The organism is Xanthobacter pollutisoli (genome assembly GCF_040044995.1).
Taxonomy (GTDB): Bacteria; Pseudomonadota; Alphaproteobacteria; order Rhizobiales; family Xanthobacteraceae; genus Xanthobacter.
Genome location: NZ_JBDZDP010000024.1, coordinates 1 through 13,750 on the forward strand (window position 1 = coordinate 1; position 13,750 = coordinate 13,750).

The window sequence follows — 13,750 nt, forward strand, 5'->3', positions numbered from 1 at the left end:
ATGACCTGCTGCCCTGGGCCTATGCCCCCGCGCCACTCAAGGCCGTGGCCTGAGAACGGCGGTTACGATGGGTTGGACTATGGACAAAAAGAGCAACAGCGATAGCAAGCTTCTGAACGTTACCGCTGGAAATCGAGTGTGTGTAATCTATTCTCGACGGGATGATTCGATCTCAATACACATTGAGAAAGATATGTTTGATTGAATTACACAATATTCGCTCGTATATTCGGAAAATATGCTAACTCAATGCGCAGTGCATTCACAAAATGCGATTTCAACGACAGGGGCGTGGAAGGAGGCATATATGCGGAAATTTATATTTGAACCAAGTATACTGGTGCAAAAAGGAGATATGTCTATCGATCGACTTTACGGAAGCTTAATGGAGCTATGTACGAGTATAAATCGTAGTGGAACCGATTTGCACCTTAACTTTGAAGTGGGAAGCGCGCTTCTTCGTGTTGCATGCAATGCATTTCTAATGCGCGTTGAAGCGGATGACTTGGTGGGATGTCATTCCATGAAAGTCGTGCTCGAAGGCACAGCCGTGGAAATTGCCGGTCTCAAACAATCGTCAATTCTCTGGATCGCCGCTAATTCGGTGCCATTCGCGGCATTGGCAGATCATCCGATCGTACCGAGGATCTAGCTGGCCACCGCAGCCGGCGGATCAATGCAATCTACTCTAAGCCGCTTCCCTGGCGTTTCACAAATCTGACCGCCCGGAACTGCGCGCCGAGCTTGCGCATTGCATCCTCACCCGCAAGGAACGCGCCGACCCTCGCCGCGTCGGCCGAGATCTCAGCCGCTACGCGAAGGATCATTCCGAGAGGGCGCGCGAGGAACTCGCCGAGATTGGTTCGGCGCTCCTCTGCGCGATCTCGGAATTGTCCCCGAGCTGGATACGCATCCACTTGGCCAGACCCTATATGTGATGTCTGGAGAAGGATGGTTTCAGCTCGATGGCGAGTCCGCGAGGGAAATTCGGCCCGGAGACACGATATGGATCGCGCCGGGCGAGAAGCACTGGCACGGTGCATCCGCCCATAGCGCCATGCGGCATCTGGCGATCCAGGAAGCGCTGGACGGCAAGCACATTACTTGGCTCGAGCCGGTATCCGATGAGCAATACCCGTCGCATGCTCCGACTTGAGTGTGGATCGGCGCGGCATATGATCCTTGATCAGTGCCCGACAATGCCCCGTCCGAAGCGGGTCAAATCCGTTCCAAAAGATCCCGGAAGTTCATCATGTCGGTGGTCATCGGTGGGTCTTTCGGTCTGGCGTTGGTGTAAGCAACCAGACCCTACCGGAACATCCCCGGTGACCACCTCAGCCAAGACCTACACCACGCCTGGGGACACGATCCCAGTCCTAGCCACCGCCTCCGATGTCGTTATCTTGTTGTAGTTCCGAAAATATCTAATGACGAAATTATATTATTTTTGGGAGCCGCGCAGTTGATTTCAAATATACCAAGCTGTGGCAAATCATTCTCGACCCCTCCATTCCAAAGGGCGCTACAAGACTTCCGCTCTTTAGCTCCCACTCCACTCTTATGACCGTAATCAAGAGTGACGTGCAGGCTTCTTCGGCCCATGTCTTTGCCACAGGCTTGGTTTGTCGTTGATGGGCAGCATGGGCAGGGCTGTTCAACCCTAGGATCTTTGGTGGTCGGCGCGGCCGGGCTGGAGGCGAAGAAGGCTATTCCCTCGAAGCCTTTTGTCTGAATCTATGGGGAGCAACCGTTTATGAGGGTTGCTCGGATGGCCAGCACGTTGCTGTCGTTGTTTTCCCAGATCCCCGATCCGCGTCGAGGTCAGGGTCAGATGTACCCGCAGGCGCCGATCCTGCTGTTCACGGTGCTGGCGATGCTGGCCGGAGCGCAGTCGTATCGTCAGGTCCATGCCTTCATCCGCGCCCACCTCAAGCGCCTGAACGCCGCGTTCGGGATATCGGTGCGAAAGGCTCCGGCCTACTCGACGGTGCGCTTCATCCTCCGCGGCCTGGACGCGGCCGCGGTCGAGACCGTGTTCCGCCAGCACGCGGCTGGATTGCCGACACCGGCGCACGACGAGCGGGACACGGCCAAGCCTGCTTGCGTGGCCATCGACGGCAAGACGCTGCGCGGCAGCTTTGACGCCTTCAACGACCGCAAGGCGGCCCATGTGCTGAGCGCCTTCGCCAGCGATGACCAGATCATCCTCGGCCACCTGGCGATCGACGATAAGAGCAACGAAATCCCCGCCGCCCAGGATTTGATCGCCACCCTCGGCCTGACCGGGCGCCTGTTCACCCTTGATGCCATGCACGCCCAAAAAAACCTTCGCCACCGCCCTGGAGACCGGTAACCATCTCCTGGTCCAACTCAAGGAGAACCAGCCCAATCTGGACGCCGACGTCCGCGCCATCGCCGACAGGCGCCAGCCCAGCGACACCGCCTCCTCGCGCGACATCGCCCGATCCCGCCAGGAGCAGCGCACCGTCGACGTCTTTCCCGTCGGCGACGCCCTCGCCAAAAGCGAATGGCAGCCCTTCATCAAGAACATCATCCGCGTCACGCGCCAGACCTGGCTCCGCCAAGCCGCCACCGGCCGGTGGACGCAACGCGCCGAGGTCTCCTTCTACGTCTCATCCGCCCAAGGCCTCGCCGCGCCCATCTGGGCCGAGATCATCCGCGGCCACTGGGGCATCGAGAACCGCAACCCCTATGTCCGCGACGTCTCCTGCAACGAGGATCGCAGCCGCATCCGCCACAACCCCGGCATCATGGCTCGCGCCAGAAGCTTCGCTCTCAACATCCTCCGACACAACGCCACCACCAACGTCGCTCAAGCCCTCTGGAACGGAGCACTCAGCCTCGATCTCATCCTCGCATACCGCGCTCTGTAATCAGCGCTGAACAGCCCTGCACTTCCGGCGCGGGATTTCATCGATGATGACAACGTATATACTGTATAAAGTGGAGTATAAGAAGTATATGCGAATGAGCGGAAGTGTCAATGAACCCGTTGCAAAATAGGTAGGGATTGGCGGCATGAAGCGTGGACGGCTCACGCAACCTCAAAGAACGCGTATTCCGGCCCGGTTGATCGTCGTGATCCCTTCCCGATGCAAACCAGCCGGTTCAGCCAAGACAGGTTGGGTTCTGATGCTTCAAAGCTTCCGGTCACGTAGTAATAGTAACTTTCAGGGTCAACGGCCTCTCCGCTCGAAACGCGTGCCAGTATCTCGGGGTCTCCCGCGCGTATGCCGGCATAGTGCAAGATGACCAAGCTTCCCTCGTCGGTCTTGAGCGGCAAGCGGACATCAATCTGCATGCAGGACTGATCATCATTGAGCGTGATCCAGTCGGTTCCACCCGGGAGAACCTCCCCCGACACGCGTCCTTCAAATCGACCGCCGGAAACGGGGGCAACTCGGCGATAGCCCCGTGGAGTCACACCCATATTATGGTGCGCGCCGACGCGAAGTTTGAGGTAAAATAGAGGTTTTAAGGAAATTTCGTTGCTCAAGAGGGCCTCCATGAAGGCTGGAACTGGCAGTGGGCGAGCTTTGTAGATCGCATTGGTATTTGGGCTCCGAAATTGGTGCGCGCGAGATGCCGTGGCCTAGAACTTCTGCGGTCCCCACTGCGTGGTTCGCTCCGGTCAGGAGCCGTGTTCACGCGGTGCGACCGGTAAAGTTCAGTGGTAAACCTGCTGAAGGCCACGGCATGGTGGCGAGCCTGCCGCTGCCGGACAGAGTAATATAGGCGGTACGCAGGTCATCCCCACCAAAGCAGATGTTGGTGGGGTAAGGATCAGGCATTGTCCATTGCCGGAGCAAAGTCCCGTCGGGACTGATCTCGCTGATGGCGCCGGATACGAGGGTCGCGACACAGATCACGCCGGCCTCATCCACGGCAAGGCTGTCGAACCGCTGGTAGCCTCCCAGCCCGGCGACAAGCCGGCCGCCGTGCGGTGAGGGCCAAGGTAGCTTGCGCACCACCCCCGGAGCCTGGATATCAAACGCCCAAAGCCGTGCCGTATCTGTTTCCGTTACATATAGAATCCGACCATCGGGAGACAGGCCAACCCCGTTTGGCGCCAGCAACGGTGCTGCAACGGTTGTGATGTGGGTGCCATCAATGGACGCATAGTACAATGCGCCATGGTCACGTTCATGCATTCGGACCTTGCCCATATCCGAAAAATAGAAGCCCCCATGGGTATCGAACACGATATCGTTGGGCCCGCGCAGCGGCTGCCCCTCACAGGACGTATAGAGGACCCGGATTGCTCCCGTGACGAGATCGACTCTCTCGATGCGTCCACCGGAATAATTGGACGCTTGGAGCGTCGGCCGGAGCACATCCCGCGTCTCCAGCCACTCAAAGCCACCATTGTTGCAGACATAAAGAGCGCCGTCCGGACCAAGCGCAGCTCCATTTGGCCCGCCGCCCGTTTCGGCGACAACGGCAACAGTACCGTCAGGATAGATTCGGGTGACAGTGCCGCGCGCAATCTCCACCAGCATGATGGAGCCGTCTGCACAAAATACCGGACCCTCCGGGAAGAGTAGTCCATGGGCAAGGATGTGTAGTTCAGGAGACTCCATCACGATTTCCTTCACAACCTTCGAATACGGAGTGAAACGCCGTATGGCCGGCGACATCGCCACTTACCCCAGAGCGATGCGGCCACCGGGGCCAAAACTCAACACTAGACCATCCAACCGAGATGAAAGACATTCTCCGAAGATTCAGGCATCGGGAAATGCTCTCGAATCCAATAGCTTCCGTGCCGTTGAGTCTTGACCCCGGAGGACCTAACGATGTCTGCCGCCGATACGACGGATTTGGCCTAGGCCGGGAGAAGCCCCAACTCGGCAGCCTTGATCTGCAGAGCGAGATACTTTGAATAGATGCGGCACTGGGAGAATGCGCCGCCTGTGAACCACAGGCCAGGCTGGCCAGTCCGCATCCACATGCTGCGGAGCTCCTGGGATTCGTCGAATCCCCAGATGCTGCCGACGCGCTTGGATACATCCTCCCCGAACAGCGTGCGCACGACGTGATCCAACCCTTTGTAGCCGGTCGCCAGAACCACAAGCTCGCCTGGTACGAGCCCTCCATCCCGCATGCGCACACCGGAGGCTTCAAACCCCTCGATGTCGTGGTACTGCAGCAGCCCAACCTCCTTGTTGGCGATGAGGTCGGAGCCGCCCACGTTGAAGTAATAACCGCCACCACGGGTCCGGAATTTCAGCGGCCAACCGAACTCGTCAAAGTCCAGTCGGAAGCCTGCCTCCTGCAATCTCTTGTGCAGAGGCGCATCGTACTCGCGCGCCTTCACCGTCAATAGCCGGTGTGACTGCTTCATTACTTCCAGCGGAATGGAGGCGCTGACCAGATCCCGGTCGATGATCGAAGGCCCCTTGCCGTAAAAGATGCCGTCATACAGCTGAGCGCTCGGCTCAATATTGATGACTTCCGTCGGGCTGCGCTGCACCATGGTGACATAGGCGCCATGGCCGTGCAGATCCTGGGTAATGTCGTGCGCGCTGGTGCCAGTGCCAAAGACGAAGACATTCCTGTCTTTGTACTCAGCCCCATTCCTAAAGGCGCTGGAATGCACGACGGCCCCGCTGAAATTCTCTAGCGTCGGAATTTTTGGAATGTTGGGCGTGCCGCTGACGCTGGTGGCCATGATGATGTGGCGCGGGCGCATCACCCTCTGCGAGCCGTCATCCAGACGCAAGCGAGCCGACCAGTGGGCGGCCGCCTCGTCATAGGTCGCGCCTTCGAACTGGGTGCGCGTCCAAAAATTTATGTCCAACGCTTCGACGTAAAGTTCCAGCCAATTGGCGATCTTGTCTTTGGCGATGTAGTTCGGCCAGGTCGAAGGAAACGGCAGATATGCCAGATGATTGCTGGGCGTCTTGTTGTGCAGCTTCAGCGAGTGGTAGCGATTGCGCCAGTTGTCGCCTATGCGCGCCATGCGATCCACCACCAGCGCATCAATCCCCTGCGCCTTGAGTGCGGCAGCTGCGCTCAGGCCGGAGTGCCCTCCTCCAACGATCAGGACAACGGGATCGCGGTCGGCAAACCGCCGTTCCTCCTCTCGTCTGTCCAGCCAGTTCGGACCATGCCAATCCCGCTCGAAAGGCGGTTCCTCCCGACTCAGGCGAACGGTTTCCTCATCATGCCCACCGATGCTCTGCAGCGCAGTCAGCAGGGTCCAGGCCCGGGGGACGGAATCCACCGCGTCGGCGCGCTTGATGCGCACCACCCCCTCACCGTGCCCCACAGCCGTCTCGAAACGCAAGATCGCTTCGACCACCGCGTCACCCGCCCGCTCGGCAAATGTCGGGGCGGCACGCTCCTCGTCGATCCGGAAATCCCGGGCACCACTTTCGCGGGCAGCATCGAGCAAGGCAGGCGCGATCGCATCTTTCTCGCTGATCGTGCCCAGGGTCCATCGCAACGCTACGATGTCACGCCAATGAGCATCGTGACGGAACAGTATCCGTACCGCGTCGAGATCGCCGGATCGCATCGCTGAGTTCAGTCCGGTGAGCCAGGCCTGAACGATCTGCTCTGGTGCCTGGTCCAATGACGGCGTGTAGAGGTTATTCATGTTTCCTCCGTTCTTTTAGCTGCGTGGCCAGGAAGCCTGGATTCTGATGAACATCAGAATCCTTGCAGCGCAAGGGTGCTGATAAATTTTGTGTTCTGGAATGCCTGGAGCCCCTCCAGCCCGCCCTCGCTACCGAAGCCGCTCTCCTTCACACCGCCGAATGGCGTTTCGGGCAAGGAGACCGTCCAGTGGTTGAGGATCACGTTTCCGGCCTCTATCGCTTCAGCGACCGCATGAGCGCGGCGCACATCGTTTGTCATCGCATAGGCGGCAAGGCCGAACGGCAGGCGGTTGGCGCTCAAAATTGCTTCGTCGAAGGTCTCGAACGGCCGGGCAATGGCGAGCGGGCCGAAGGGCTCCACATTCGCGGCCATGCAGTCGTCGCTGAAATCGGTGAGCAAGGTCGGCCGGTAGAAGAAGCCGGCATTGCAGCAACGCTCACCTCCGGCGGAAAGGCGGATTCCGCGGTGGCGCGCATCCGCCACGAACTCCTCCATAGCTTCCACGCGGCGCGCATTGGCGAGCGGCCCCATACCCGTTGCCGGATCGAAACCATCGCCCACCGTGATGGCCTTCGCCGTTTCCTCGAATGCGCGGGCGAAGCGCTCATAGATGCCGGCCTGCACGTAGAATCGGGTGGGCGAGGTACAGACCTGTCCGGCATTGCGGTACTTGGCGGTTGCGGCGGCTACGCCGACCTTCTCCGCGTCCACGTCGTCGAACACGATCACTGGTGCGTGGCCGCCAAGCTCCAGGGTCATGCGCTTCATGCTCTGCACCGCCTGACTGGCGAGCAGCTTGCCGATGGCGGTGGAACCGGTGAATGTGATGCCGCGAATCACCGGCGACGACAGGAGCTTGCCGGAGATCATGGCGGGATGGCCGAACACCATGCTGAGCACGCCCGCCGGCAGGCCCGCCTCCTCCAGCATGCCCGCGATGGCGAGCGCGGTGGCGGGGGTCTCCTCCGAGGGTTTGACGATGACCGAACAGCCCGCCGCCAGCGCCCCGCCGATCTTGCGCGACGGAGTGATGGCGGGTGCGTTCCAGGGGGAGAAGGCGGCAATGGGACCGACGGGCTCCCGCACGCTCATCTGGCGCGTGCCCTCCGCCCGCGACGGGATGATCCGCCCGTAAGAGCGCTTGCCCTCTTCTGCATACCACTCGAACATGCCGGCGGCCTGTTCCACCTCAAGACGCGCTTGAGCGAGGGGCTTGCCCAACTCGCTGGTGACGAGAAAGGCAAGGTACTCTCGCCGTTCGCGCATGAGGTCGGCGGTGCACTTCAGTACCTTGGCCCGATCCACTGCGGAAACCCGCCGCCAGACGGAAAAGCCCACGTCGGCAGCGGCCAGCGCCTCGTCCAGGTCGGCTTCGGTCGCGAGAGGCAAGTCCGCGAGGCGCGCACCCGTGGCCGGGTTCAGCACCGGCTCGGTCGTCCGCCCGCCTCCTTTGACTTGGCGGCCGGCGACAACGAGATGCAGTTCGGGATAGGCGAAAGCCATGGCGAGACGTCCTAGTCACAGTCGAGGAAAGCCGCAGGCGGCAGAAGCACGTTGGCGATATCGGCACAGGCGGGGTGACGGAGCGCACGTACCCGCCGAGTGCAGACCACGAGCAGCAGGTGTGCACTTCGCGCCCGTGGAGGAAGGCGTGGCGCAGGGCCGGAACCTCATGGGCAGACGGGCTCACTGAACCGCGTCCGCTGGTAGCGCGGCCAGTTCCAAAAGAGAAGAGACATCCGCGCTCTCCTCCACGGCAAGCAGTTCCACAAGGAGGCGCTCCGCCGCCTCCGTCCCGAGCACGGGCGCGACGAGGCTGCTGAACTTGCCGTGCAGCCCCGCATCATCGAAGGGCACGAGGCGCGAGCCGAGCGCCTCTTTTGCCTCTCGCACGAGGGTGCCGCCCAGCGTGCGCACCGTCACCCGGGCCGGACGAAAGTCGGGATAAAGCCTGTCAAGATCCGGATCGACCCGAACGGAGACCCTCGCGCCGATCGCGGCCAGCGCCGGACTCTGCCGCACCTGCGGCGTGAAATCGGACAAGGTGATAGCACCGCGGGCGAGGCCCAGCGCCATGATGAAGGGAAAGGAGAGCTGGGCGCTGGCGAAATCGCTCCAGCCGGTATCGCCGTGCTTGGCGGCGATGGCGTAGGTCTCGACCTCAATGGCCTCCACTATATCCGCATTCAAGCCGTGCTCGGCGACGAGGCCCATCAGTGCCTCCACGGCCGGCTGGATATGACGGCAGCAGGCGTAGGGCTTGATGTAGCAGTCGGTGATACCGAATGGCGCGGCGGGAGGAAGCGTGAGCCGCCGCGCCCGCGCGTCGCGACCGAAGGCGAAGGCCTGGAAAAAGCCGTCCGCTGCCTCGAGCACATCCGGTGGCCCGCCAACGCCCCCGGCCGCGAGCAGCGTCGCGATCAGCCCCTCGCGGGCGGCGTGGCCAGCGTGCAGGCGCTTCACGTCCCCACCCCCGCCGAGAAAGGCAAACAGGCCGCCGGCGCCGCTGGCGGCGAGACCGAGGGCGTGGCCGAGACCAGCCTCGTCCAGGCCTGCGAGGCGGCCGACAGCCATCGCGGCTCCCAGCGGCCCTACACAGCCGGTCGGGTGGAAGCCGCGCTGCCGGAGGTCCGGATGGCAGGTCCGAGCCACCGCCGTCACCGTCTCGTAGCCAGCCACCAGCGCTTCCAGCAGGCGCACGCCGGATACCTGCCGGCCATGGGCATGGACGAGCAACGCAGGCACCACGGCAACGCCAGGATGCACGGAGCCCTGGCGATAGCCGTCATCAAGCTCGATTCCATGGGCACCCGTGCCGCCCAGATGAGCGGCGTCAAGCGCATCTACCCGACGCGTTCGGCCGGGGACGGGAACAGCACCAGCCGGCCTCACCGCAGCCAGCACGCCGTCGAGCCGTGCCGCCACGTCGCCGGCGCAGCCCGCCACCATGACGCCGACGGTATCGAGCAGGTGCCGGCACGCGGCGTGTCTCACCTCGTCGTCGAGGTCGTGCCACGACAGGCCGGCGACAAAGGAGAGAAGGGCGCGCGTCTCGCCAGTGGGAGGTATCGTGGGGGCAGCATCCACCATGGCGCGGTTCAGACCTTGGTGGCTTCGATGAGACGGATCATGGCGGGATAGTAGGCACGCCCGTACCCGGCCTTGCTGGTCGCCTCCAACATCTCCCGGGTGTGCTTCGCTGCCTGTGCGTCGATGCCTCCCTGGCTCGCCAGCTCGAGGGCCAGCTTTATGTCCTTGATGGCGTAGTCGGTCGGGAATGTCTGCTCTGGGAACGTATCGGGTACCAGCGATTTGAGGCCCGGCGTACGCAGGGCGAAGCTGTCGGCGGAGCCCTTGGACATCACGTCGAACAGCAGCGCGCCATCGACCCCGGCGGCGCGGCCGATGGCGAGGGCCTCGGCCAGCGCGTTGACGGTCATGAAGACCACCATATTGTTGAGAACCTTCACCACTTGCCCGCTGCCGATACCGCCGCAATGGGTGATGTCCGTGCCCATGGTGGCGAGGAACGGGCGCACCGCCCCGAATACCTCCGGCGTGCCGCCGACCATGATGGAGAGCGTGCCGTCCTTCGCCGCCTGCCGCATACGGGCGACGGGAGCATCCACGAAAGTAATGCCATGGGCTGCCATGCGCTCGGCGAGCTCGCGGGTAAGCTTCACCGGGCTGGTGCTCATGTCCACCACGGTGTGCACCCGGCCCTTGGCGGCGGCGATGCCGCCAAGGCCGAAACACACCTCCTCCACCTGCGCGCCGCTGGGCAGGGAGAGAAAAATCACGTCCGCCGCCCGCGCCACGCCAGCGATGGTGTCGGCCGGTTTGAGACCGATGGCAGTCAAACGCTCAATCGGTTCGCGCTTCAAATCAGTGCCGGTGACGGGCAGTGGGCTCTTGCGGACGAGGTTGGCGCACATGGGCTCACCCATGACGCCGAGGCCGATGAAGCCGAGGCTCCCGATTGCCTTCATGTCACGTACTCCTTGGGAAATATTCGGACCCTGGCGATCGATCAATGCGGCGAAATCCACAGGCCACGTCTTCCCGAAGCCGCCTCTTGAACACGCCACCTTATTCAACATTATCGTTGAACATTAGCTCGACCATCGACCAGTACTGGGTTCTGCAGAATGCTTGGGCCAAAACGCAACGAACTGCCATCCCGTCGATCCAAAAGCGCTTCAGCCACGCCCTGTCTGGAAACACCCAGAAATTCAACGACGCCCGCGCCGTCGCGCTCTGGCACTCCGAAGTTCGAAGAATGGCGCTGCCCGGTCTTCTTCCCGCATCCCGATGCACCGTCTTTCTTGTTCCATCGGGAGTACGTTCCCATGGATAGAACAAGAGAGCCCAAGCTCGGCACCGGGAGATAGTCCATCAATTCTGGGAATGCTGGACCAGCGGGCACTCGCTTTCGGACAGCGGCCTGAAGGCATCCGAGCCGGAAATCTTGTCGACCACCTTGTAATAATCGTAAGGCCCCTTGGATTCGGCCGGCGACTTCACCCGCATGAGATACATGTCATGCAAGACGCGACCATCGGGCCGAATTTCCACATTGGCATTGTATGCGTCGTTGACTGGCGTCTGCCGCATCTTCCGGGCCACCACGCGTGGATCGACGGATCCGCTCGCCTTCACTGCCTTCAGATAGTGCTTCACGCCGCTATAGACGCCCGCATGAATCATGGTGGGCATCCGTCCGTTCATCTGTGCGCCAAACCGCGACGAGAACTTGCGGGTCTCCTCCGTCAGGTCCCAATAGAATGACGTCGTCAGCAGGAGGCCCTTGGCATTTTTCAGACCCATCGCATGCACATCAGACAGGAAGATAAGAAGGCCAGCAAAATTTTGCCCTCCATCAAGGAGGCCAAACTCCTGGCCCTGCTTCACGGCATTGACGGTATCCGCGCCTGCATTTGCAAGGCCGATGATCTTTGCCCGAGAGGCTTGCGCCTGCAGAAGGAATGAGGAAAAGTCTTGCGTTCCCGTCGGATGCTTGACCGAGCCAACCACCTTGCCCCCAGCCTTTTCGATGAACTTGGTCGCCTCCTTCTGAAGGGCATGGCCGAAGACGTAGTCAGCAGTGATAAAGAACCATGTATCACCACCCTGTTTTACGACAGCGTTTGCCGTTCCGTTTGCCAGCGCGTAGGTGTCGTAGGTAAATTGGAAGGTCGTCAGGCCACAACCCTTTCCGGTGAGCTCGGTCGACGCAACACCGGCCGCTATGAAGATCGTGTCATTGGCTTTGGTCACTTCGTTGATCGCAAGGCCCGCTGCGGACGAGGCACCATCGGCGATGACATTGAACCCGTCCACCGCGATGCCCTTGCGGGCCGCTGCCGCGGCAATGTCGGGCTTGTTCTGATGGTCGATGCCAACCACTTCGATCTTGCGGCCGTTGATCTCTCCCCCGAACTCCTCAACAGCGAGACGAGCCGCGACAACGGAGCCTAGCCCTCCGACTTCAGAGTAGATGCCGCTCTGATCGTTCATCACAGCGATGCGAATTGGCTTTGTATCTTGCTCTGCCGCCCTAAGTGGTGATGCCATGAGCAGAGCTGATATGGCGACAACACAATGCATCGTACGCATTCTTTCCTCCAGTGTTTATTATTATGTACAGGGTATATCTCAGTGCACGCTAGAATCGAATTCTGAATACATGAGTTTGAAAGGCGCGTGAATGCGCGGCATTTGCTATTCGGCAGCCACCGCCTGTTGCGCCCGCTGGTCGAAGCGGCGGTCGAAGACATGCTCCGCGATACGGTTTTTCAGGATCTCGACCGAGCCGCCGGCAATCATCCAGCCACGGGTGCGGCGCATGCAGTATTCGGCCAGAGCCTCCTGGCTGTAACCGATTCCGCCCATGATCTGCACCGCCTCGTTCGCCACATCGAAGCCGGCAAGATTGCAGGCTGCCTTGGCGATGGCGGTCTCGTATGGGTCCGGAAGGCCATCCTCTCCTGCATTGGTAGCGGCGCGATAAAGCAGAAGTTGTGCACTCTCGAGCTTCAACGCCATGTCAGCGAACTTCCACTGGAGCCCCTGGAATTCACACAGGGCGCGACCGAACTGGCGCCGCGTCATCGCATGGTCACGGGCGAGGTTGAAGGCGTAGCGACCAAGGGCGAGGGCACGAGAGGAATTGCCGAGGCGCTCCACATTGAAGCCAGAGATTTGCTTCTTGAACCCACCGGGGCCGAGCAGCAGATTGGCTTTGGGGACGCGGCAGTCCTCGAAATAGAGCTGACACCACTCCTCCCCGCTCATGAAGGGCGAGGGCTGGCCAATGGAGAAGCCCGGCATGCCGCGCTCCAGGAGAACCGAGCCAATGCCCTTCACGCCGGGCCCGAAGCGCACATACACGAGGAACAGGTCGGCATCGGGGCTGTGAGTGGAGAACACCTTCGTGCCGTTGACGATATAGCTGTCGCCATCCTCGCGCGCCGTGGTGCGCAACTCAGTCAGGGCGGAGCCGGCGTCTGGCTCCGTCATGCCGAGGCTGATGACCTTGCGCCCCTCCAAGAGATCGGGCATGAAGCGGCGCTTCTGCTCAGCGCTGGCATATTCTGCGAAGGTGCGGATCGGGCCGAAATTTCCAGCCTGCACCACGTCGGCGCTGCGCGGGCATACGGCTGCGATCTGCTCAATGGCGATGACCGCGTCCATGAGGGTACCCCCCTGGCCGCCGTCCCCCTGCGGAATGGTGATACCGAGCAAGCCCAGTCCAGCCAGTTCCCGAGCCACATCCAAGGGAAAGCGCGGGTCATGGGCACGCTTGAGAGCCCCCTCACGCAGGTTGTTTTCCGCGAACCGCCGCACAGAATCGGCAAACAACTGCTGCTCTTCGGTCATTGCGAATTTCATCTAGGTGTATCCAATGTCTCAATCTGTCCAGTAACTTTCCGCGGAGGGTTTGCCGCACCAACAACGCACGACGGATCGATCACGCAACATTCCCGTTGCCGCCAACGTTGTCGGGGGCGTTCCGGCGGGGATGCCGGGTCGCCAGCGCGGAATGGAGTCGGTGCACTGATAAGCCTGGAACGGCGCGAAAGCACTCCACCGTTGCGGCTTAGCTCAATCCTCCCTGCGACCCGCT

The 13,750-nt window shown here is 61.2% G+C and carries 9 protein-coding genes and 2 pseudogenes; 3 read left to right on the forward strand and 8 right to left on the reverse strand.

Annotation, left to right across the window (positions count from 1 at the left end):
* Nucleotides 1-523 precede the first annotated feature (523 nt).
* The 3 genes and pseudogenes from ABLE93_RS23505 to ABLE93_RS23520 all read left to right on the forward strand — a co-directional run bounded on the left by ABLE93_RS23505 (nt 524) and on the right by ABLE93_RS23520 (nt 2,894).
* Entirely contained in the window at nt 524-652 is a 129-nt protein-coding gene (locus ABLE93_RS23505) for a hypothetical protein (RefSeq protein ID WP_348842176.1), read from the forward strand.
* 124 nt (nt 653-776) lie between these two features.
* Nucleotides 777-1,156: pseudogene (locus tag ABLE93_RS27070) on the forward strand (cupin domain-containing protein); the annotation flags it as partial.
* A 612-nt stretch (nt 1,157-1,768) separates the two neighbouring features.
* Nucleotides 1,769-2,894: pseudogene (locus tag ABLE93_RS23520) on the forward strand (ISAs1 family transposase).
* 161 nt (nt 2,895-3,055) lie between these two features.
* Here the strand turns inward: ABLE93_RS23520 and ABLE93_RS23525 are convergent.
* The 8 genes from ABLE93_RS23525 to ABLE93_RS23560 all read right to left on the reverse strand — a co-directional run bounded on the left by ABLE93_RS23525 (nt 3,056) and on the right by ABLE93_RS23560 (nt 13,515).
* Nucleotides 3,056-3,517, reverse strand: a complete 462-nt coding sequence (locus tag ABLE93_RS23525) for a DUF3237 domain-containing protein (protein ID WP_348842177.1) — start codon at nt 3,515-3,517, stop codon at nt 3,056-3,058.
* Nucleotides 3,518-3,665: 148 nt separating this feature from the next.
* A complete protein-coding gene (locus ABLE93_RS23530) occupies nt 3,666-4,601 on the reverse strand; it encodes an SMP-30/gluconolactonase/LRE family protein (RefSeq protein ID WP_348842178.1) in 936 nt (311 codons plus the stop codon).
* Between the two features lie 245 nt (nt 4,602-4,846).
* Nucleotides 4,847-6,622 (reverse strand): flavin-containing monooxygenase, encoded by a 1,776-nt coding sequence (locus ABLE93_RS23535; protein ID WP_348842179.1) that lies wholly within the window; start codon nt 6,620-6,622, stop codon nt 4,847-4,849.
* 53 nt (nt 6,623-6,675) lie between these two features.
* Nucleotides 6,676-8,127, reverse strand: a complete 1,452-nt coding sequence (locus ABLE93_RS23540; RefSeq protein ID WP_348842180.1) for an NAD-dependent succinate-semialdehyde dehydrogenase — start codon at nt 8,125-8,127, stop codon at nt 6,676-6,678.
* Between the two features lie 183 nt (nt 8,128-8,310).
* Nucleotides 8,311-9,714: an MmgE/PrpD family protein gene (locus ABLE93_RS23545; protein WP_348842181.1), complete on the reverse strand. Its 1,404-nt coding sequence runs from the start codon at nt 9,712-9,714 to the stop codon at nt 8,311-8,313.
* A gap of 8 nt (nt 9,715-9,722) precedes the next feature.
* Nucleotides 9,723-10,613: an NAD(P)-dependent oxidoreductase gene (locus ABLE93_RS23550; protein WP_348842182.1), complete on the reverse strand. Its 891-nt coding sequence runs from the start codon at nt 10,611-10,613 to the stop codon at nt 9,723-9,725.
* 406 nt (nt 10,614-11,019) lie between these two features.
* Entirely contained in the window at nt 11,020-12,240 is a 1,221-nt protein-coding gene (locus ABLE93_RS23555) for an ABC transporter substrate-binding protein (protein WP_348842183.1), read from the reverse strand.
* A 105-nt stretch (nt 12,241-12,345) separates the two neighbouring features.
* Complete coding sequence (locus ABLE93_RS23560) at nt 12,346-13,515, reverse strand: acyl-CoA dehydrogenase family protein (RefSeq protein WP_348842184.1); 1,170 nt, start codon at nt 13,513-13,515, stop codon at nt 12,346-12,348.
* Nucleotides 13,516-13,750 lie beyond the last annotated feature (235 nt).